General features: G+C 64.3%; 19 protein-coding genes. 6 read left to right on the top strand and 13 right to left on the bottom strand.

What is annotated here, in order from left to right:
• The 6 genes from BV071_RS12695 to BV071_RS12670 all read right to left on the bottom strand — a co-directional run bounded on the left by BV071_RS12695 (nt 1) and on the right by BV071_RS12670 (nt 5,528).
• Nucleotides 1-534: a hypothetical protein gene (locus tag BV071_RS12695; protein ID WP_035607373.1), complete on the bottom strand. Its 534-nt coding sequence runs from the start codon at nt 532-534 to the stop codon at nt 1-3.
• Between the two features lie 19 nt (nt 535-553).
• Nucleotides 554-1,705, bottom strand: coding sequence for an ABC transporter permease (locus tag BV071_RS12690; protein ID WP_035607370.1), 1,152 nt, complete (start codon nt 1,703-1,705; stop codon nt 554-556).
• A gap of 5 nt (nt 1,706-1,710) precedes the next feature.
• A complete protein-coding gene (locus BV071_RS12685; RefSeq protein ID WP_035607368.1) occupies nt 1,711-2,859 on the bottom strand; it encodes an ABC transporter permease in 1,149 nt (382 codons plus the stop codon).
• On the bottom strand, nt 2,856-3,536 hold the full coding sequence (locus BV071_RS12680; RefSeq protein WP_035607361.1) for an ABC transporter ATP-binding protein: 681 nt from the start codon (nt 3,534-3,536) through the stop codon (nt 2,856-2,858). The genes BV071_RS12685 and BV071_RS12680 overlap by 4 nt, the downstream gene beginning before the upstream one ends.
• Complete coding sequence (locus BV071_RS12675) at nt 3,533-4,900, bottom strand: efflux RND transporter periplasmic adaptor subunit (RefSeq protein ID WP_052573272.1); 1,368 nt, start codon at nt 4,898-4,900, stop codon at nt 3,533-3,535. The genes BV071_RS12680 and BV071_RS12675 overlap by 4 nt, the downstream gene beginning before the upstream one ends.
• A 313-nt stretch (nt 4,901-5,213) precedes the next feature.
• Nucleotides 5,214-5,528, bottom strand: coding sequence for a hypothetical protein (locus BV071_RS12670; RefSeq protein ID WP_035607357.1), 315 nt, complete (start codon nt 5,526-5,528; stop codon nt 5,214-5,216).
• Between the two features lie 170 nt (nt 5,529-5,698).
• Between BV071_RS12670 and BV071_RS12665 the strand changes: the two genes are divergently transcribed.
• The gene (locus tag BV071_RS12665) at nt 5,699-6,979 is read left to right on the top strand and encodes a hypothetical protein (protein WP_265594376.1); all 1,281 of its coding nucleotides are present in this window, start codon (nt 5,699-5,701) and stop codon (nt 6,977-6,979) included.
• A gap of 144 nt (nt 6,980-7,123) precedes the next feature.
• Here the strand turns inward: BV071_RS12665 and BV071_RS12660 are convergent, their stop codons facing one another.
• The 5 genes from BV071_RS12660 to BV071_RS12640 all read right to left on the bottom strand — a co-directional run bounded on the left by BV071_RS12660 (nt 7,124) and on the right by BV071_RS12640 (nt 13,785).
• A complete protein-coding gene (locus BV071_RS12660) occupies nt 7,124-7,648 on the bottom strand; it encodes a hypothetical protein (RefSeq protein ID WP_052573270.1) in 525 nt (174 codons plus the stop codon).
• Between the two features lie 83 nt (nt 7,649-7,731).
• Nucleotides 7,732-10,869 carry a CusA/CzcA family heavy metal efflux RND transporter gene (locus BV071_RS12655; RefSeq protein ID WP_035607352.1) on the bottom strand — a complete coding sequence of 1,046 codons (3,138 nt, stop codon included), beginning with the start codon at nt 10,867-10,869 and terminating at the stop codon, nt 7,732-7,734.
• Nucleotides 10,870-10,871: 2 nt separating this feature from the next.
• Nucleotides 10,872-12,017, bottom strand: a complete 1,146-nt coding sequence (locus BV071_RS12650) for an efflux RND transporter periplasmic adaptor subunit (RefSeq protein WP_035607349.1) — start codon at nt 12,015-12,017, stop codon at nt 10,872-10,874.
• 18 nt (nt 12,018-12,035) lie between these two features.
• Nucleotides 12,036-13,271, bottom strand: coding sequence for a TolC family protein (locus BV071_RS12645; protein WP_035607347.1), 1,236 nt, complete (start codon nt 13,269-13,271; stop codon nt 12,036-12,038).
• 154 nt (nt 13,272-13,425) lie between these two features.
• Nucleotides 13,426-13,785, bottom strand: coding sequence for a hypothetical protein (locus BV071_RS12640; RefSeq protein ID WP_265594375.1), 360 nt, complete (start codon nt 13,783-13,785; stop codon nt 13,426-13,428).
• A 97-nt stretch (nt 13,786-13,882) separates the two neighbouring features.
• On the opposite strand from BV071_RS12640, the gene BV071_RS12635 reads away from it, so the two are divergent.
• The 3 genes from BV071_RS12635 to BV071_RS12625 are packed head-to-tail and all read left to right on the top strand — an operon-like array spanning nt 13,883 to nt 15,496.
• On the top strand, nt 13,883-14,350 hold the full coding sequence (locus tag BV071_RS12635; RefSeq protein WP_035607343.1) for a hypothetical protein: 468 nt from the start codon (nt 13,883-13,885) through the stop codon (nt 14,348-14,350).
• A gap of 9 nt (nt 14,351-14,359) precedes the next feature.
• Nucleotides 14,360-14,875 carry a YbjN domain-containing protein gene (locus tag BV071_RS12630; protein ID WP_035607340.1) on the top strand — a complete coding sequence of 172 codons (516 nt, stop codon included), beginning with the start codon at nt 14,360-14,362 and terminating at the stop codon, nt 14,873-14,875.
• An 18-nt stretch (nt 14,876-14,893) separates the two neighbouring features.
• Entirely contained in the window at nt 14,894-15,496 is a 603-nt protein-coding gene (locus BV071_RS12625) for an acyloxyacyl hydrolase (protein ID WP_035607337.1), read from the top strand.
• A 12-nt stretch (nt 15,497-15,508) separates the two neighbouring features.
• Here BV071_RS12625 and BV071_RS12620 read toward each other — a convergent pair whose 3' ends face one another.
• Together BV071_RS12620 and BV071_RS12615 are read right to left on the bottom strand one after the other, a co-directional pair.
• Nucleotides 15,509-16,768, bottom strand: coding sequence for a hypothetical protein (locus BV071_RS12620; protein ID WP_035607334.1), 1,260 nt, complete (start codon nt 16,766-16,768; stop codon nt 15,509-15,511).
• Between the two features lie 302 nt (nt 16,769-17,070).
• Complete coding sequence (locus BV071_RS12615) at nt 17,071-18,033, bottom strand: arabinan endo-1,5-alpha-L-arabinosidase (protein ID WP_052573267.1); 963 nt, start codon at nt 18,031-18,033, stop codon at nt 17,071-17,073.
• A 129-nt stretch (nt 18,034-18,162) separates the two neighbouring features.
• Between BV071_RS12615 and BV071_RS12610 the strand changes: the two genes are divergently transcribed.
• Nucleotides 18,163-18,555, top strand: coding sequence for a BlaI/MecI/CopY family transcriptional regulator (locus BV071_RS12610; protein ID WP_265594374.1), 393 nt, complete (start codon nt 18,163-18,165; stop codon nt 18,553-18,555).
• Nucleotides 18,552-20,876: a M56 family metallopeptidase gene (locus BV071_RS12605; protein WP_035607323.1), complete on the top strand. Its 2,325-nt coding sequence runs from the start codon at nt 18,552-18,554 to the stop codon at nt 20,874-20,876. The genes BV071_RS12610 and BV071_RS12605 overlap by 4 nt, the downstream gene beginning before the upstream one ends.
• Nucleotides 20,877-20,911: the final 35 nt, after the last annotated feature.

Raw genomic sequence — 20,911 nt, 5'->3', positions numbered from 1 at the left:
CTATTTTCCGGCTTGGATTGCCGTCGCATTCACCAGCAGCAAGTCAGCGCTGGACTCGGCGGCGACGGTGCCGGTGACGGTCACCTTGGCGAGCTTCTCAAGACCACCGACTCCTTCGAGCGGTTCCTTGAGCGTGCGGCCCTCGGCATCCACAACCTGGATGGTGGCGGTGCCTTGCTTCTTCTTCTCCGGCGTATCGCAGCAGGCATCCCAAGGCGTCTCGCACTTGTCGCCGGGCATCTCGTTGCAGGCTTGGATGACTTCCGGATCGCCCAGCACGAAGGCGGCGCGGCCGGCGACGAAGGGCGAGATATTGCCCATGATCTTGCCGGAAATGGTGATGGTGTCCCCTGGCTTGGCGGAGGTGCGGACGTTGTGAATGGCTTGCGGCGCGGCGGCGGGTGCGGTACCGAGCACTTTGGAGAGAGCGGCGCTTGGAGGCGCGGCGGACGCCTTCGCGGCGGCAGCGGTTTCAGCCTTCTTCTCGCAGGATGCGAGGGCGATGACGGTGAGTAGAGCGACAATGGTTTTCATAGCGGTTTGGGGAGGGTGTTCAGGAGGATCTCAGGGCGGCGGGAAGGGGAGGCTTCAAGCAGCGGATGGCGGGTGGAACTGCGCCTAAAAGGCCCAGAAAAAGCCCGGTCAAGAGGCCAGAGAGGGCCACATCCGGGCCGATGTCCAAGGTAAAAGCGCCGATGGAGAAGGGAATTGTCCGGCCATCCAGGAACAGGAGGGCAAGCACGGAGCCGAGCAGAGCCCCCATGAGGCAGGCAAGGGTGCTCTCTTGGATCAAGCTGGCGAGCAGTGAGCCGCGGCTGAACCCGATCGCCTGTAGTGTCGCCATCTCACGGACCCGTGAGGCAAAGGCAGCATAGAGCGTATTGATCCCCCCGAAGAGGGCCCCCGCGGCGATCAGCGCGGCGGTGATCCAAGTCATCGCGCGGAGCGGCTGGAAGAAGGATGCGAGGCGGGCATAGTAGTCGCTCTCGCGCAGGGCGCTGAGCTCCAGGTCGAGCCGCTGCTTGGCGAAGAGATCGGCCTCGGAGAAGTCCTCGGGGTTGTCGAGCCGCAGGGTTACGCAGGAGACGGTATCGCGTTTCGAGAGCACGCGGATGTCACCGAGGGTGGCCCAGATCTCGGACTCCAGCACGGTACCGGGAGCGGCGAAGATCCCGGAGATGGTGAGGTCCTGGCCATCGAGGTTGAGATGGGCACCGGGCTTCAGCTCGGCTTCGGGGACACCGAGCTTCTTCCACGCGAGGCGGCCGACCATGGCTTGTCCGGCAGCGGGGAAATTGCCCTCGGTAATGCGGAGCTCCGGGTGAACGCGCAGAGCTTCGGGGGTCACGCCGCGGAGTGTGGCCTGCTTCCGCACACCGCCCGGCAGGTCGATGTTGTTCATGTAGTGGATCTCGGTCGAGACGGCGCGCACGCCGAGGGCTTTCGAGATGCCGGGGACCGCGGTGCCAGCGATGCCGGCGGCGGCTTCGCTGACCTCGCTGCGCTGGATGCTCTCCTCCGAGCCCGCGCCGACGAGGATCACATTGTTCGGCGAGCCGGAGGCGGAGAGCACGCGCTTCATGCCGGTATTGATCGCCACGGCAGCCATCACCAGCAGGACGACGAGGGCGCTGCCGCCGACGGTCTGGAGGAGGCGGGTTTTCGAGCGGAAGAGATTCCGCACGGCGTAGGTGAAGGGGAGCATCGCTCTTAGTTCCGCAGGTTTTTCACGATCGGTTGCGTTATGGCCTGAAATGCCGGCCAAAGGGAGGCGAGGATGCCGAGGGCCAAGGCGAAGCCGATGCCGAGGGTGACTACCGTAGCGTCCGGCTGGACCGCGAGGGTCTGGCCTTCATTGCCCATGGTGAAGCTGCGCCAGTGGAGGAAGAGGGCGGCGAGACTGACGCCCGCGGCCCCGCCGATCAGGCCGAGCATGCCGCCCTCGCTGACCACCAGGCAGGCGATGGCGCGGCCGGGATAGCCGAGGGTGCGCAGGACCGCGTTTTCCTTCACGCGGCCGCGGACGACCAAGAGCAGGGCATTCGCCACCAGTGCGCCGACCGCCAGCACCGCGCCGATGCCGAGCCAGCGGGTGAAGCCGATGATCTGGATGAGCTGGCTGGCGGATTCCGCGAAGAAGGCCTTCTCCGGGCGGGTGTCGGTGGGATTGGCGTCGGAGTGGAAGCGCTCGTCGATGGCCTTGGCCACGGGCGCAAGGTCCTTGGAGGAATTCACGCGGACGTTGAACTGGGTGACGGTGCCGAGGCCGACCTTCGAGGCGCGTTGCAGGAAGGGCAGCTTCACGTAGGCCACGTTGTTGTCCTGCGGGAAGGGCGAGGAAATGATGCCTGCCACGTGGACGGTCACGCCCGCGCCGCTGAAACGGTCGCCGGGTTTCAGGCCACGGCGTTGGGCGAAGACTTCGCCGAGCAGGGCCCCGTCGCCGCGGGCTTTCCATTCCTGCATGCTGCCTTGGGTGACCTTGATCTCGGGCGCAAACTTTTCGAGTTCATCATCCGGGACGCCGCGGAAGGTGATCACGTCAAGCGAGGCACCGCAGTTGTTGACCACGATCTGCACGGGGATGACCTCGCGCACACCGGGCATGCGGCGGATCTCATCGGCATAGTGCTCGGGCAGCTTGCTGGCGGAGGGGCAGAAGCGATTCTGGCGATAGACCACCAAGGTGGTATCGGCGGCGGTTTCCTCGGTGGCCTTGGCGAGCGCGTGCTGGAGCGTTTCGACCGCGGTGAAGAGGAACATGCCCGCTGCCACGCCGAGGACTGTGAGCAGCGAGCGGACTTTGTGCCGCGTGAGCTGAACCCACGAGAGGCGTAGTAGATTGACGATGGCGTTCATGACAGCATGAGCTGGCCTTTCTCCAGATGCAGGGTGCGATCGGCGGCTTCCGCGGCACGGGGATCGTGGGTGACCATCACGATGGTCTTGCCGTGATCGCGGGAGAGCTGGCGGAGAAGATCAAGGATGCGGGTGGCCGATTCGCGGTCGAGGTCGCCGGTGGGTTCGTCCGCGACCAACAGCGAGGGGTTTGCGACCAAGGCGCGGGCGATGGCGACGCGCTGCTCTTGGCCGCCAGAGAGTTCGGAAGGATTGTGATGCATACGGTCGGCGAGGCCGACGAGGGCGAGGGCGGATTCCACGCGCTGGTGGCGTTCCTTCTTCGCCATCGGGGACAGCAGCAGCGGCAGCTCGACATTCTCGAAGGCAGTGAGCACCGGTACGAGGTGGTAGAGCTGGAAGATGTAGCCGACGTGGCTGGCGCGCCACTTGGTGAGGTCGCGACGGCCGAGCTTAGCGATGTCCTTGCCATCGATCAGCAGTGCGCCCTCGCTGGGCGAGTCGATGCCGGAGAGCAGGTTGAGCAAGGTGGTCTTGCCTGAGCCGGAGGGCCCCATGAGCGCGAGGAACTCGCCCTTGGCCACCTGCAGGTCGAGCTTCTCCAGCGGGGTGACCACGGTACTGCCCTTGTGGTAGCTCTTCGAAACCCCGCGGCATTCAATCATCGGTAGGCTCATGGCTTGGAGAGTTGGGGTTTGACGCGCTGGCCTTCGTGGAGGCCTTGCGGGGAAAGGATGACGTGTTCGCCGGGGCGGAGGCCTTCGGTGATGCGGATCATGCCGTCGCGGGTTTCGCTGCTGGCTTGCACCGCGCGTTTGGCGACGCGTTTCGATTCGGGATCGCAGACCCAGACATTACCACCATCGATGGCGGCGGCGGGGGCCCAGGCGGCGAGTGAGCCGGTGCTTGCCGAGCTGTTAGAGGAGGCGCTGCCGAGGAACTCGACGCGGCAGAGCATTTCCGGACGGAGCTGTTCCGTGGGTTGCTCGATCCGGACTTTCACCTGCAGGGTGTTGCGTTGCAGGTCGGCCTCGCCGGTGATGCGGGTGACCTCGCCGGCGAAGGATTTGTCCGGCAGCAGGCTGCAACGGACCTTGGCCTGCTGGCCGACGCTGAGCTTGGCGGCATCTGCCAGAGGCACATCGACCCGCACCTGGAGGTGGGCGGGATCGTAGAGGATCGCGATGGTCGAGCTGTCGGGATCGTCCATCAGAAGCATCTTCTTTTGGCCGGGCGCAGCGGCCAAACGCAGGATGCGGCCGGAGATCGGGGCAAGGATACGGGTGCGTTCGAGAGCGAGCTTTGCCTGATCGACAGCGACGGCGGCGGTGAGGATCTCATCGCGCTTCGAGTCGGTTTCGAGAGTCACGCGGGTAATCTCGGCTTCGAGCTCCGCGGCCTCGGCCTGGGCGGCGAGGTGCAGGGAGCGATCGCGCTCATAGCGGAGCCGGGCGGACACGATGTCCGATTCGGAAACCGCGGTCTTGAGATCCTTGAGCCGGGAATAGCGGTCCTCGGCTTCATCCTCTGAAGCCTTGGCGGCAGCGATGCGGGTGGCGGCGCCTTGGAGCTTTTTCCTGAGTGTCTCGACGGAAGCCTGGTGGGCGATACAGGCGGAACCTAGGGCGGCATGAGTGCGCTCCGCGGCAGCGAGGGCGAGCTTGGCATCGGCATCAATCAAGGTGGCGAGCGGCTGGCCTTTCTGGACCGCTTGACCTTCGAGGACCTGGACCTGGTCGACCACGCCATCGATCAATGCGGTGGCCTTCACCGGCAGGGGATCGGGTTCGATCCAGCCGCTGGCTTGGAACAGCATACTGCCCTCGGCGGCGGCTGGTGTGACGTCGCCTTGCTTGGCGGAGGTGGTGAGGACGATGGCGGTGGTGACCGCAGGAGCGGGCAAGAGGCGGTCGCGGAAGAGAGCGAAGAATAGGGCTGCGAAGGCGGCGAGCAGGCCGAAAGGCAGCAACCACGCGGGGACGCGCCGCGGGGCGGCGTGTTCGGGCTCACGGCGGGTGAGCGTATCGAGAGAGGGAGTCATAGCGACTGTGGGGATGGGCGCGGCGATTCGGTGGATTTGGCATTTCCCTGCATGAGGCGTCCCTTCAGGACGCGATGCTTTTGGGTGGCCTAGCCGGCACTGCGTGCCGGGCTTTTATGAGCCGTCCCTTGGGGACGAAGACCTTCGACAGTGGCCGAGCCTTTGGGGCGGCGAATGGGCCGTGTCTCCGGGACGAAACGAGGAGAATCGACGGAAGTATTGTTAGGGAACTGGAGATCACTGGATGCCCGCAAAGGGGCGCGCATAGGACAGCGGCAAAGACGCAGTCCGACGTCGGCTCAAGGCCGGCGCTTCACAGTCTCCAGACTCCCAATCGCGCCCGTAGGCAACAGGGTGTATCCGGTCCGCGGATCGGCTCGAACCAATCGAAGGCCGCGAGCGGAACGAGGTTCACCGGCGGCAATTCGAAAACCACTGGCGGCAGGTCGATTGCCGCTGCCGGCGGGAGCCCGACGGGAGTGGCTGGCGGTTGGGCCTTCGGCAAGCGCTCGACATCGAGGCAGCACTCCGGCGTGTGCTTCTGCTTGCACTTGGCGCAACAGGAAGCGGCCGCCTTGGTTTCCACGAGACAGATGCGCACCGGCGAGGCTGCCAGCGGGATCAGCATCCCGAGGCAGGCCAGCAGAAAAGCTGCTATTAGCCGTCGCATCGCAAATAGGGGTCGCCCGTGGGATGCCGTGGGTCAAGGCGATATTCCCTTGGTATCCGCTGCGGGTGTGCTGAAAGTCGGGAGGCCGGATCGCGAAATGCTGCCTGGTCTCCTCCCAAATGCTCACGATGAACGGAAGCTCATGGTCCGACTGGCTCGCCTGTGGGCTTGTGGTCGTTGCTCCGGTCCTGCCGTCGCGACGTGGTAGTAGCTTAGCCGCGGGGCTCGGGCTTGGGGCGGTCGCACTGGCCTACGGGATGGGCGATGCGAAGGAGTGGCTGCTGCCGGTCGCGGTCGGAGGGCTGGCGGCGTTTGTTCTGGGAAGCCGAAGCAAAATCCGGCGGATTTTGGGTGCTGCCATGGCATTGGGCGGAGCGGCGGCCACGCTGGTCTTGGGCTGGGCCTTGCCGCAGCCGGTGTTGCCCGAGTGGCAGGGACCGCATCAGGTGGGCACCTGCAGGTTCGAGATCCCGGCGGAGGGCGTTGAGCCGCGGCTGGTGGCGCAGGCCTGGTATCCGACCGAAGCCAAGGGCAAGTTTTCGCGTTGGCTGGCGGATCAGGGGCTGGCACCGAAATTCCCCTTCCATCATCTGGCGAAGGCCATGGTGCCGATCGGGGTGGATGCGCCGCTGCTGGCCACGCCGCAGCGCTTTCCGGTGATCTTCTACGAGCACTCATGGACCGGGCACCGCGCGGAGAATGTGGCGCAGGTTTCCGACCTGGCGAGCCGCGGCTTCGTGGTGATCGCGGTGGATCATCCCGGCCAAGCTTCGCGGGTCCGCTATGTGGATGGCAGTGTCGTCACCTCGGAGCTGCCCGGATCACCTGACTTCAGCACCCAAGCGAAGGTGGACGAGTTCCTGGCGCTCGGGGAGAAGTGCTTCGCGGCGCGCGATCGCAACCTGGAGCGGACGGTGCGGGCCTTGAACGGCGATGGCGATACCGTCACCCGTCTAACAGGACGTCTGGACTTCCAGCGGATGGGGATCTTCGGCTTTTCCTTCGGCGGCTCGTATGCGCTGAGGCTGTGTGCGACGAATCCCTTGTTTCGGGCAGGGGCGAATGAAGACGGCCTTTGCTTTCCGGGGGAGGATCCGCGCGGGCCTTTTCTGTTCTTTGATTCGGAGTTGCCGCCGTGGCTTGGCTTAGCCGCTGTGCCTGGAGAATCGGCGGAGGAGACTTTGGTCCGGCAGGCCGAGGCGCGCTTGCAAGCGGCGATGGTGGGGCCGGCGCGGAAGCGGGTGGTGATGAATGGGGTTTCCCACCTGGGCTTCAGCGATGCGATTTTCCGTTCACCTTGGCCGAGGTTGTCCAAGACGGGGAAGCGGCCGGCGAAGGAGGTGCATGAGAGGATCTCGCGGGAGTTGGGGGAGTTTTTCGAGGCGGCGCTCCAAGGGGACGGGAAGTGATGTGGGGCGCGCTGCGACCCCTTCGGGGTCGAGTGATAGGTTCGGCGGGTACCCAGGGTAGGCCTGCGCCCTTCTTCGCCCTCTGGGGCTACGAAGGACGCCGGCCAACCCTGGGCTTTGTTCCGGAACGGCGTTGCCGTTCGATCAATGCTTGTGATCGTGACCTTCGTGGTCGTCGCCGCCGTGCTCGCAGATGCAGGCGTATTCCTTGAACTTGCAGGTCGGGCAGTCGGCGAGGTTGACGTTGAACTTCTCGCTCACGGTCTTGGCGTCAGGAGTGACCTTCACCTGGAGGACGACGGGGACTTCCTTGCCTTCGGGGAGCGCCTTGTCGGAGACAAGGGAGTCGCCGTCCTTGGCAAAGGCCAGTTTGGTGGGCTTGGCGCGGTCGCCGCCGGTGAGGGTGACGCTTTGCTCCTTGAGAGCGGTGGCCTTGCCGTCCTCACCGAGGAAGGTGATCTTCACCTTGCCATCGGGCATGACAAAGAACTCGAAGTGCGGCTCGGTGGAGGTGACGATGCGGCCGCCGTTCGGGCCGGGCTGCTTCTTGCCGTGCTCATGGGCCTCCTTCTTGTCGCCGTCCTTGTGCTCGTGCTCATCGGCGGCACGAAGAGCGGGAGAGAAGGCGAGGCCGAGGACGGCGAACAGCAGGCTGATGTTGGATTTCATGATCGTTGCTTGGGGTTGTCGGTTGTTCGTTCGATTCAGTTGAGATTGGGACGTGAGTCCGTGACTTTCATTCATTCGTTCATTCAATGCGAAGCGGGTGCTTCGAGTTCGATGGACTTGGCAGCGGCCTTGCGGCCGAAGGCGTAGAAGACGGCCGGAGTCACCCCCAGGCCGAGCAGGGTGCTGGTGATCAGGCCGCCGGTGATGACCACTGCCACGGGGTGGAGGATCTCCTTGCCCGGTTGATCGGCAGCGAGCACCAGCGGGATCAGGCCGATGCCGGCGGAGAGCGCGGTCATCAGCACGGGAACGAGTCGCTCTTTGGTGCCGCGGATGACCATCGCCTTGCTGAAGGCGGCTCCCTCGTGCTGCATGAGGTGCAGGTAGTGGGAGATCAGCATGATGCTATTCCGTGCCGCCACGCCCGCCACCGCGATGAAGCCGACCAGAGTGGCAATGCTGATGTTGTTCAGCATGATCCAGGTGAAGATCAGCCCGCCGACGAGGGCCAGCGGGATATCGCAGAGCACCTGGATGGCGAAGAAGGGAGTGCGGAAGTAGCCGTAGAGCAGGAAGGCGATGATCAGGAAGACCACGCCGCTGAGGATCATGATCCGCTGCGAGGCTTCCTTCTGTGCCTGGAACTCGCCCTCGTAGCTGACGAAGTAGCCTTCCGGCAGCTTGATCTTCTCAGCGACCTCGGCCTGCAGCTTGGTCACCAGTGCGCCCACGTCGCGCGCGGTCGGCTTGATCGCCACGGCGAAGCGGCGCTGGTTGTTCTCGCGGCTGATGTTGTTCGGCCCCTTGGCCTCACGGACATCGGCCACCAGCGAGAGCGGCACGCGTTGGCCGCTGCCGGTTTCCACCGGCAGCTCGGCGAGCTTGTCCGGCGAATCCCGCCAGTCGCCGGGCAGGCGCACGACGAGGCCGACGCTGCGCTGGCCTTCACGGAGTTCGGCGACTTCCTCGCCGCCGACCAGGGTGGAGACCTGCTCATTCAAGTGGCCCGGGGCGATGCCATAGGCGCGGGCGCGATCGCGGTCCGCCTCGATCCGGATCTGGGGAATCGAGGACTGCTGGTCGAGCTTGGCATCCTCGAAGCCGGGGATGGTCTTTGCGACCGCCTGCACCTGGGTGCCGATCTCGCGCAGCTTGTCGAGGTCCGGCCCAAAGATCTTCACCGCCACCGGTGCCGAGACACCGCTGAGCATGTGGCCGATGCGGTCCGCGAGCGGGCCGGTGAGCACGCTGAAGGTGCCGGGTACGGTCTTGATCTTGGCGCGGATGTCAGCGAGCACATCCTTGCGGCTGCGTCCGCCGCCTTCCTTGCGGAAATCGACGTCGAACTCGGCGGTTGACACCGGTACCACGTGGTCGCCGCGCTCGGCGCGTCCGAGGCGCCGACCGACTTTCTGGACCTCGGGAATGCTGAGGAGTTGCTGCTCCACGGCATCGCAGATGCGGTTCATCTCTGCGAGCGAAGTGCCCGGCGCCGAGGTGGTGGAGACCAGTGCGGTCTCTTCCTTGAAGGCGGGAAGGAAGTCCTTGCCCATCTGCGGATAGAGACTGAAGGAAACGACGACCAGTGCCAGCACCCCGCCTAACAAGAGGAAGGGCTGGTTCAGGCCGAAACGGAGCAGGGTGTGCTCCAGCAGCCACTTCATGCCGCGGGTGAGCATGCCGTCCTTGTGTTCCTTGCCGTGCTTTGGATTCAGCAGGAAGGAGCAGAGCACCGGAATGGCCGCCAGCGAGACGATGAAGGAGGCGATCATCGAGATGATGGTCGCAATCGCGATCGGCGCGAAGAGCTTGCCCTCTACCCCGCTCAGGCCGAGCAGCGGCAGGAACACCAGGATGATCAACAGTGTGGCGTAGAGGATCGAGTTCCGGACTTCGCCCGAGGCGCGTGCGATCACCTGGATCTTCGGGTGCGGCTTCTCCAGTGCGGCATTCTCCAAGAGGCGGCGGTAGACGTTCTCCACGTCCACGATCGCATCGTCCACCACCATGCCGATGGCCACGGCGAGGCCGCCGAGGGTCATCGAATTCACGGAGATGTGCAGCCACTTGAAGGTGATCAGCGTGATCGCGAAGCTCAGGGGCATCGCCATCAGGGTGATGAAAGTGGTGCGGAAGTTCAGCAGGAAGAGGAAGATCACGATCATCACCATGATCGCGCCCTCGCGGATTGCCTCGATGAGGTTGTCGATGGCGTGATCGATGAAGTCCTTCTGCTGGAAGAGCACCACGGTCTCGACGCCCTGAGGCAGCGTGGCCTTGAGTTCATCGAGGGCCTTGGTGATCTCACCGGTGAGCTTCACGGTGTCGAAGCCCGGTGCCTTGGTGATCGACATGATCACGCCGGGGGTGCCGTTGAGCGAGGCATCGCCGCGCATCGGCTCGGTGCCCCACTCGACCTTGGCCACATCGGCGATGGAGATCGGTCGATCCTGGACCTTCTTGATCACGGTGCCGGCGATGTCCTCGACCTGCACGGTCATGGCCAGGTTGCGGACCATGATCTCGGTGGAGCCGGAATCGATGAAGCCGCCGGTGGTGGTGCTGGCCGCTTCTGCCGCGGCCTGGCGCAATTCCTCCAGCGAGACGCCGGCGGCCTGCATGCGGTAGGGATCCGGCTGGATCTCCATGCGCTTCACGCCGCCACCCATGTTCAGGATCTCGGCGATGCCCTGCACGCTTTGCAGGCGGCGCCGGATGGTCCAATCGGCAAGCGAGCGGATCTCGCGCGGAGGCAGGTAGCCGGGATCGCCTTCCTTCAGGGTTGAGCGGACGCCGACTAACAGGATTTCACCCATCAGGGAAGCGACCGGTGTCATGAAGGGCTGCGTGCCTGCGGGCAACTGCTCGGAGACGCTTTGCAGGCGCTCCTGCACCAAGGTGCGGGCCCGGTAGATGTCCGTGCCCCAGGAGAACTCGGCGAAGACCAAGGACAGCGCGACATCGGTATTCGATCGCACCCGGGTGAGACCGCCGACGCCCATGAGGGCGCTTTCGATCGGCTGGGTGACGCGGGTTTCGACTTCCTCCGGCGCGAGTCCGGGGGACTCGGTGAGGATTACCACCGTGGGCTTGGTGAGGTCAGGCAGCACCTCGACCGGCAGTTCCTTCACGGTCTGGAAGCCTAGCACCAGCAGCAGGATCGAGATCCCGACGACGATGGCTCGGTTGGCAAGGGACCAGTGGATCAGCTTGTTCAGCATCTCTAGACGGCTTCCTCCCGGTTCGGGTTGCCCTTGCGGTTCACGAAGGCGGAGACCACCAGCATCAGCGCCAGGACGCCGCTGATGATCTTCCACAAGGTGGCGTTGCCGCTGCCGTGTTCTTCCTCCCCGTGCTCGTGGTCATGGCCACCGTCACCCTTGGCGGCGTCCTTGGCCTTCTTCTGCTCTGCGGTCAGTTCGGAGCCGTCGGCGTTGTGCTCGTGGCCGTGGGCGGCATCGAGCGCTTCCTTGAGCGAGACGCTGCCGCCGCCCGCGAAGGACAGCGAGTAAGCGCCGCGCGTGACCACATCGTCTGCGGGAAGCAGCCCGCTGGTGATTTCCACCATGCGGTCATTCATCTGGCCGATCTGGACCGGGGTCTTGATGAAAGCGTTCGGCAGGTCGAAGTGCTTCACGTAGACGAAGCGGTTGATCGCATCGCCCTGTAGTGCGGCGCGCGGCACGCTGATGACGTTCTCGCGCTTGGAGACGACGATCGAGAACTCGGCGCGCATTCCCGGGCGCATGGCACCGGTGGTGTTCGCGAGCTTGAAGATCGCATCGATGGTGCCGCTCTCGCGATCGGCAGAGTTGCCGAAGCGCAGGAGCTCGCCCTCGAAGTTGCCTTCGGGCAGGGCGCTCACCTTGATGTGGGCCTTGGTGCCGGGCTTGAGCTTGGCCGCCTGGTGCTCGGGGACTTGGGCGATGGCTTGGACTTCGCCGAGATCAATGATCTCTAACAGGGCCTTGTCCGGCTCGACGGGATCGCCGAGGCGGGCGTCGGAGCTCATGACCAGGCCACTGATCGGGGCCTTCAGTTCAATGGTTGGCGGTGGATCGCCGGGCTGGCGGCTTTCGACCTTCGCGACCGTTTGGCCGGCGCTGATCTTGTCGCCGGGAGAAACGGTGAGATCGACGATGCGGCCGGGAATGCGGCTGCTGACCGCGGCGGCTTTGTTCGGCAGGGATTCGATGCGACCAAGGGCGAAGACCGACTCCTCGAAGTCGGATTCCTCCGCGACGACGGTCTCGATGCGGAGGTTCTTCACGCCGGTTTCATCGAGGACGACCGTGTTGGCGTCCTCGTTTGCGGTGGCGAGCAGGCTGCTCGCGAACAGGACCGCACAGACAAATGGGAAATACTTCATGTTCTAACAGGAGTGGTCTCAGGGCTTGGCCAGGGCGCTTTCGTAGCGCACGCGGGCGAGGTGGAACTGGCGCAGCGCATCGACGCGCGCGGCCAGCAGTTGGACGCGCTTCTCGCGCGTGCGGAACACGGTCTGGATTTCGCCCTGGCCCTTGCGGTAGGCGTCCTCCGCGGCCTTGGACTGCTCCTCGGCGAGGGGCAGCAAGGTGTCTCCGGTCTCGGCGAGGAGCTTCGACCATTGTTCCATCTCGGCCTTGGCGGCCTCGGCTTCGAGGCGGATGCCGCGGGCCAGTGCGCTGGCTTCCTTCTCCATCCGCTCCTGCTTGGCCTTGGCCTCCTCGATCGCGCCCTCGTTCTTGTTCCAGAGGGGCAGGGGAATGGTGAGCTTCAGGCCGAGGATGCCTTCCTTGTCGAAGCCATTGGGAGCGTCCTCCGTTTTCTCCGCACCGAAGAAGACGCCGGCTTCCATGTCCTCATAGCGCTTCGATTGCTCGACGGCGACGCCCTGGCCGGCGGCCTTTGCGCCTAACACCGCGGCTTGGAAGTCCGGGCGCTTCGAGGGATCGACGGCGGTCCCGGGAACTACGGCATCCGGCAGGGTGCCGCCGACGTGCAGTGGCTCATCGGGGCGGATGCCTAAGAGCGGCTTGAGGGTGCCGACGGCGGCGGTCTCCTCGGCATCGAGGGTGCGGATTTCGAGGGTCTGGCTGGCGGCTTCGAGCTTGGCCTGGCCGGCATCGAGGGGTGAGCCCTCGCCCTTGGCGGCGGCGGCGGAGAGGAAGTCGGCGAAGTCCTTCGACAATGCGGACTGTTCCTTGAGCAGCTCCCGGCGTTTGCGGACGGAGAGGACGTTGACGACGCCTTCGCGGGCTTGGGCGATGAGTTGGCGCTCGACCTCGCGGACTTCGGCTTCGGCGACCTTCACCTCGGTGGCGGAGACTTCCTTTTCGAGGCGCAGCCGGTTGGTGACCGGGAACTTCTGCGAGAAGCCGATCTCCATCGAGCGCTCGCGGAAGCGCTGGTCGTGGCTGATGTCGACCTCGAGGTTGGGGTTGGCAAGACGGCCGGACTGGAGCTTGCGGCCGAGGGCTTCCCGGATCCTCAGCCGCGCGGCGGCGAGGTCCGGATTCTGGGCGCGGATCCGGTCGCCGATACTGGCGAGCGAGACGACGACGCCGGGCTCCGCCTTGAGGGGGGGAGCGGCCGCGAGCAGGCAGAATGATGCCGCCGCAGCACGGGTAAACAGAGAATGCATGAAGGATAAAAAGTGCCGTCCACTGGACACGGGACGGATGAATCACTTGGAAAACAAACCTTGGAACGAATCCGCAGGCGCTCGATTCAGGGCAGGCCTAACGGATAGACGGCGGGCGTACAAGGAGCCGGCCGGAGCATCGAATGGGCGACGCTCAGATCAGAGGGGGCTTATCCAAGGCAAAGACCGGCTCGTCCGGTATCTGTGACCGGTGCCAAGTCAGATCCAGCCGCGATCCATCGGGCGACAGGAGGCCCGGGAGCTGGATGTCCATACCCGCCAGCGGTGCCGGGTGGCAGCAGGCATGGGTATGGTGGTCGTGCGGGCCGGGAGGGCAATCGGGACCGTGCTGGTCCTTGTCCTGACTCTTGTCCGAGCCACCGCCATCGTGGTGGTGGCCGCCGCAGCATTCATTGCCCTGAGGCTCGGCGTGGACGTGGTCCACCGCGAGTACACGACCGAAGATTCCGGCGTATACGCCGAAGACCATCAGCCATGTGAGCCATGCGCGCACGATGCTGAGGAAACCCGCAATATCCCGTTCTGCAAGTCCAAAGGTAGGGCAGGGGCGTCGCAAATCCCGCTTTCCATGGACGGATCCACCGCTGAACATGGCCGCCATGCCCGTCGCCGAGCCGCATAAGGAACTGCGCTTTACCCGCGCGGGGCAGGCCTTGCCCTTCATGATCCTGGCAGCGGTGTGCTTCATGGCGGCGCTGGTGTTTTTCCTTCTCGCGCCCTACCGGGCGGATCATCCGGTGCTGCCGCACCCGGCGTGGGGGCTGCTGCCGCTGGCGCTTTCCTTCGGGCTGATGCGGATGGCCTGGCACTGCGCGCGGCATGCCTACATCCTGCTGAGCCCGATCGGGGTGGAGATTTTCCCGCTCTTCCGGCCGGCGGCGAATATGCAGGTGATTCCGTGGGCGCAAATTGCCGGGGCGGAGGTGGACGAGGAGCGGCTGACCCTGCATTTCAATGTGGAAAAGAATTCGGGGATTCATCTTTCGCTCTTGCCCCTCGCGAAGGACCGCCGCGAACTCCTCGCAGCCGCGATCCGCGGCCGCTTTCCTGCTTCCTGAATCACTGCCATGCGCCCGCCATCCCGACAGATCCTCACCGTTGAAGAAGCCTTCGGGCAGCAAGGCTGGCATTGCGAGTTGGTGGAAGGGAAGGACGTGCTGCGCGCCGTCTTCTCCGCACACCACACGCGGATCGAGATGATCGTGCAGGCCTACCCGCCGATGAACGCGCTGGCGATCATGGGCGAGATGCCGCTGCCGGTGGATGAGGAGCACCAGCCCTATATACTGGAACTGCTGGCGCGGGCGAACAAGACGCTGAACCTCGGCGGCTTCGAGTATGATCTGGACCGCCAGCGGCTGGTCTTCCGTATTACCAATCTCTTCGACAGGGAGCGCTACGACGCAGACATCGTGTCCTCCATGGTGCACTGCACGGTGGCGGAGATGGACCGGATCACGCCCTATGCCACCACGGTGGTGCGGACGCCGGGGGATCTGCTGGATGATCTGGACCTGAAGCGCTTGCTCCAGCGCGAGGACTTCATCCCGCCGGTGCCGGGTGATGATGACGACCTGCCCTGATCTGATAGATTCTCTCCCATGAAAACGACCTTTGCCTTGTTGCTTTGTTCCGCCTCGCTCGGTTTCGCCGGTTCATTCACCGATACTCCGGCGCCGAAAGGCGGCCACCCGGCGGACCTGTGGGAAATGACGGTCGAGTCCGGCTATCTCTGGAACATCGGCAACAACACGGAGATCGATTATGAGATCGTGCCGACGCAGCTCACCTTCCGCAGCCCCACGGTGCTGAATTGGTTCGCGGGTGACGATGGCTCGCGGCTGATCGTGCGGAGCCGCTTCTCGCTGCTGGCGGAGGCGATCACGGCGGGCCCGGAAGACTACTACTTCGGGATCAATGGAGCGCCTTCGATCGAGTACTGGTTTCCGGATGAGAAGACCTCGATTTTCTTTTCGCTCGGCGGTGGCTTCGGCTGGACGGATTCGTCGGGCGGGGCGCAAGGGCTGGGGCAGGATTTCACGCTGAACTGGTTTTCCCAGCTCGGCCTGCGCCGGGAGATCGCGCCAGACCTCTCCTTACTAGGCGGGGCGTACTTCATCCATCACTCGAACGGCGGCATGACCGACCCGAATCCGGGGATCGATGCGCTGGGCTTCACACTGGGCTTGGGCTGGCGCTTCTAAGGGGGGCGCCGCTCAGAAGGCGGAGGAGACTGCCGGCTTGCACTGCCAGACCGGACTGTTGGGATCGAGGTCCTTCGGCAGATCGAGGTAGGCTGAGTAGAACTTGCCATCCAACGCCAGCACCTCATCCCAGGGGATGTTCTGCGTGCGGAAGAGGACCTTGGTTTTCTGGGCGTCACCCTTGCGCTCGTAGTAGAGCACGGCGGAGAACACCCCGCCGGCATCGCCGATGACGATGTTCATGTCGTACCAGCGGCCCTTGTCCACGCGCATCCAGTCGCCCTTCGCGATCGGCATGCGCAGGCCTGGGATGGCTTCCGTCGGGGACAGCTGGATTTTGGAGAATGCGCCCGAGGCGTAGTAGAGCACGTTCTTGTTGTTGAAGCGCACCCCGAGGTAGTTGTCGGCCGTGCCGCAGAAGCGGATCTCGCCGGACTCCGGGGCGCAGACCCTGCCACGGTAGACGATCACCCAAGCACCGCCATTCATCTTGCCTTCCGCCCCGAAGGCCTTTGGCGCGGTGATGTCCTTGCTGCAAGGAATCAGGATCTGGTGCACACCGAGCTTCTCCGGGCCGCGGTAGTATTTCTCCAGCGTGGAGTCCTGCAGCTTGCCTTTGAAGAGCTCGGATACCAGCGGGTCCTGCCATTCGCAGTTGGTCTCACGGAACAGCTCCTTGTAGGGCGATGGCTTGCCGTCCTTCAACTGGGTCAGATCGTAGATGTAGCCGGACATCCGCTCCCGGTCGTCTGGCATGCCAAACAGGTTGCCCATGCCGCCGCCCGCGGTGCCGGGACCCAAGCCATTGCCGAAGCCCTTGCCTTGTCCGTCGCCGCGGCCTCCGCCGGCACCCTTGCCGCCGAGCCCGCCGGATGACAGCCCGCTGGTGGTCGTGGATTCGATGGAGGCGATCGAACTGCTGGGGTCCATCTCCGGCATGGTGAAGGCGCTGGTCGCGCCCGCGGCGACCACCTTGGCGAGATTCGGCCTCGGCATCAGTGCCTGCTGCCGTTTCACGTTCGTCGCCGGGGCTGCGGAGGATCCGCCGCCGCCGCCGTTTGGCATGAAGTCCACCGTCTTTTCCGGCTGTGGAATGATGCGTAGGATCCAGAACGCGCCGAGCACCAGCAGCAGGACATGGAAGATGATCGAAACGGAAAGCGAGCCGCCGCCGATCTTCCGCCAGATCGACTGCTTGCCGGGGGGCGCGAGGGCGGCTTGGGGCTGCGCTTGGTCTGCCGAAGCAGGCGGGGAGACCCGCTGGGCCGGCAATTGGGTCTGCGTGTTCTTGGATGCCCTGGTTGTCCGAGTGGGTACCTGGGGGCGCTGGACGAACGCTTGCTTTTGCGCGGCAGGCCCTCGGCTAGACTGCTTTACCGTCTGGGGAAGTTGGACCGGAGGCCGTCGCGGGGCTGATGGCTGCGGCGGATCAGCGGGCGCTTGGGGCGGAAGGTCCATGGAGGTTTGCCAATTGGGCCTGAGCTTGCCGGGTTTTCAGTGCGGCCGCTCATACTCGCTTGGGCAAACTCCGATACTCAGTTCACTCGCTGGGCAGGATCCCTGGTGGGCTCCTGCTATTTCGCTCCGGCGTCTTTCTCCACCATCGGCCAGCCGTCCTTCCACTCCATCGGCAGCATTCGCAGGTCGGAACGGCCGCGACGGTCCTTGTCGTAGAAGTGGTGGACGAGCATCTCCTTGCCCTTCGCCACGAAGATTGAGGCATGACCGGGACCGATGAAACGGCCATCGCTGGCGAGGAAGGCAGAGCCGCCGCCGGCCTTCATGTCCGCACCATCCTTGTCCTTGTAGGGGCCGGTGATGTCCTTGCTGCGGCCGACGCGGATCTCGTAGGTGCTGTCCACGCCACGACAGCATTTGCCCCAGTTCACGAAGAGGTAGTAGTAGTCGCCGTGCTTGTGAATGAAGGGAGCCTCGATCTCGGGATACATCGCGAGGCGGATGGGCTCGGCCTTGTCCTTGCGCAGCCCGCTTTCCGGATCGAGCTCTAACAGGAAGATGCCGTCCCAGAAGGAGCCGTAGCTCATCCACAGCTTCTTGCCGTCCGCGATCACCGCGGGGTCGATGGCATTGAAGCGGTCGCCCTTGCGCGAGCGCAGCACCATGCCCTCGTCCTTCCAGCCGTAGTCCTTCGATGCTGGGTCGAGCGCCTTGCTGCTTGCCAAGCCGATGGCGGATTCATTCGAGCCGAAGCTCGAGACGGAGTAGTAAACGAACCAGCGGTCCTTGCGGCGGATGATGTCCGGTGCCCAGAGGTGGCCCTTGTTCGCTGGGACCTCCGTCTTGTGCCATGCCGGGAATTCAGTGAAGAGTGAGGCCATCTTCTTCCAGCGACCGTCGGGCTCGCGCTTCATGAGCTGGATGCCCTGGCCGGTCGAAAGGCACCAGGCATCGCCCTTCTCCTCGACCAGCGTTGAGGGATCGTGGATGCGCGGGTAGTCCCCCTCCGGCAGGCGCTGGGCGTGGCAGGCCATGGCCGGGAGCAGCAGGGCAATGGCGAGTGGCAGGAAGCGGATCATTTTCTTGGAAACGCCCGGGGGCCCACAAAGTTTCAGTGCTGTCACGGAAGCACGGGTGCTCAATGACGACAGATGTCGTCAAATTCACCTCGACAACTGACGACATCTGTCGTCATGTATGTCGCAAGCATGAAATCCCTGCCGCCCCTTTCTCCCGCCGAGCAGGCGCTGATGGACCTGATCTGGCAACGCCAGCCGGTCTCGGTCGCGGCGCTGCTGGATCTGGTGAATGCCGATCGCAGCGAGCCGATCAGCCGCAACACCCTGCAGACCCAGCTCACCCGCCTGCACGCGAAGGGCTGGCTGAAGGCGGATGAAAGCGAGCGCGCCCGGCTCTACCGCGCCGCGGTGCCGGAGAAGCGCGGCCGCGGCAAGATCCTGTCGGAGCTAACGCAGCGGCTCTTCGGTGGCTCCGGCCTCTCGCTGGTGCGCTGCCTGGTGGAGGAGGGTGGACTCAGCGACGAGGAAATCCGCGAGCTGCGCGAGATGATCGAGAAGCACGGGAAAGGAGGGAAGCCGTGAAGCTGGAGACTTACTTCCTCAGCGTGGCTCTTCAGGCGGGAGTCATTTCGCTGTGCTGCTTCCTCGTGACCCTGTGCATTCGCCAAGCGCGGTGGCGGGCGGGCTTCTCGCTGCTGTCCCTGCTGGCGACGGCTTTGTTGTCTTGGATTGTGCTGCCGATGAAGCCGAAGCCGTCTGGGATGACTCCGACTTCCACTGGCCCGGCTCCGGCTCAGGAGGCGGCTGTTTTCCTCGAGGACCCATCGGCTCCTCGTGACTTGACTCTCATGCCGGGGCCTCAGTCTTTCGTGTCGGTGGATCGTCAGAAGGTGCCCGCGGTTGATCGGCCCAAGTCCGGCGACACACTTCTCGATATCTTGACGGATTCCCCTCGTGTCCAAGTTCTCAGGCCAGGGCCGAAACTTTCCGTAGGCGGAGATGATCCGAATACGACCGCTGTGATTGATCGATTCAATCCCGGACGCACGCTGTTGATGCTATGGGGAAGCGGCGCGCTGGTGGGACTCGCCATGTTGGTGTTCGGCGCGCTCCGGATTGCGAGATGGCATCGCTCGATGGAGCAGCCGGATGATGATGAGTGGGCTGCGATCTTGGCTGCGTGTCCGGAGTGCGGGCCGCGCGATGGCTTTCGCCTTGGCTCTGGAGACGTCGGTCCGGCGCTGGCTGGGATCTGGCATCCGCGGATCATCATTCCACGCTTCCTTCTCAAGCCCGCCCGGCAGACGGAACTGGCTTGGGCTCTCCGCCACGAAATATCGCACCGCGATGGACACGACACGCGCTGGGCCTTCGCCACCCAGATCATCCGGACGATCTTCTGGTGGAATCCGATCGTTCACTTGCTTCACCGCGTGTGGACAAATGCACGCGAGCAAGTATGCGACAGCGCTGCGGCAGCCACAGCCGAGGAGCGCGCCGCCTACGGTCACTTCCTGGTCTCGCTGGCAGGCCAGCGCTACGTGTGTGTGGTTGCGATGGCAGCGGCATCGAAGCGGCGCCTGGGCCGGCGGATCGGCAGCCTGCTGGATGCTCCTGCCGGGCCCTTGAAGAAGGCTTCGAATCTGCAAAGGATCCTCAGTTCGGGCTTCTGCCTGCTGGCGCTGCTGCTCGCCACGCGCTTTGGCTTCATGCCACCGGTCGCTGCCGTTTCTCCAATCGAAGCCCCAATCGCAACTGATGCTCCCTCTGAAATCGAGCAGATCTTGCATCCGGAAAAGACGATGGTGGTATCGGCGGGAGTCGTGGTCTCACCCACAGCCTTTGCAGAGCATGGCCAACTCTTCGACGCCGCTTCGCTCGCGAATCACATCCGGCGCTACAAGGAACAGCTTGCACGCGCCCAGGCCGCGGGAAGCCCGCAGAAGCTCACGCTGGTGCCCGGGCCACTCTGCATCGGCCCGCTCCAGCGGACGCTGTGGACCAACCTGAGCGATTACTATTTCTCCTCCCATGGGGCCTTGGTTGCACCGTGGGATGAGGACTGTCCGGTCAAGCACTTCAACGGGTGGATGGCGAGCCACAGCTACCGGCCCGTGGGCGACACGTTCGAGCTGTCTCTCCATGCGGCCTATTCCTTCGTCGCCGGTCATCATCCCGCTCCTTCGTATGTATTCCCCGGCCATCCCGCGGAGGAGATGGTGGAGGTCGAGGAACAAGCGACGCTGGCATCCGGACAAGCGATGGCATTCCCGATGGGGGAAGTGGAGCCGGGTGTCCATGTCAGCTTGATTCTCGGGCTCAATGCCGTCGATCCATGGGATCTTCCCGCTGCGAGGGAGGCCAAGTACTTCCCGATGCTGCAACTCGATGAGCCCACCTTCAAGCAGGTGGAAGTGAAAATGGAAACGGTAAAGGCCTACGACGATGGCACTCCGCTGCCATGGGTAGACTCACCTGAGAGGAAAGAGCTGCTTACCCGGATCGTCCTTGCGAGAGAGCGGTGCCCGGGTAATGCCGAACTGGTCCATCACCGGGATCTCCAGCGGAAGATTTTGACCGAGAAGCCGGGTGACTTGGGCGCGGAGTGGAAGCGGGATCAATTCGAGAGAGGGATCTACCGCAACTCCGACAAGGACCCCGAGGTCGTCGCAATGATGACAGAGCTCAATCGCTTGGATGAACCTGCTCGCCGGGCCGCCTTCGAATTCATGCGGAAACGTGAAGAACAGTGGCGCCGCGCTCAGGAGGAGCAGATGCAGGAACGCCGGGCACGGGGTGCCAAACCTCTTCCCTCGGACTCCTATCAGCCCCCCGTCTACAGAGGTCCGGAGCAGCTCAAGAGCCTGGATCTCGACTACGAGCGCCGCCGCCACGAGTGGTAACTCGGGAAATGGGCCTCTTCTGGCTTCTCGCGGCC

Origin of the sequence: Haloferula sp. BvORR071, assembly GCF_000739615.1 — a bacterium.
GTDB lineage: Bacteria > Verrucomicrobiota > Verrucomicrobiia > Verrucomicrobiales > Akkermansiaceae > Haloferula.
The sequence above is the reverse complement of the archived record's forward strand: the minus strand, read 5'-3'. Positions and strand labels throughout refer to the sequence as shown.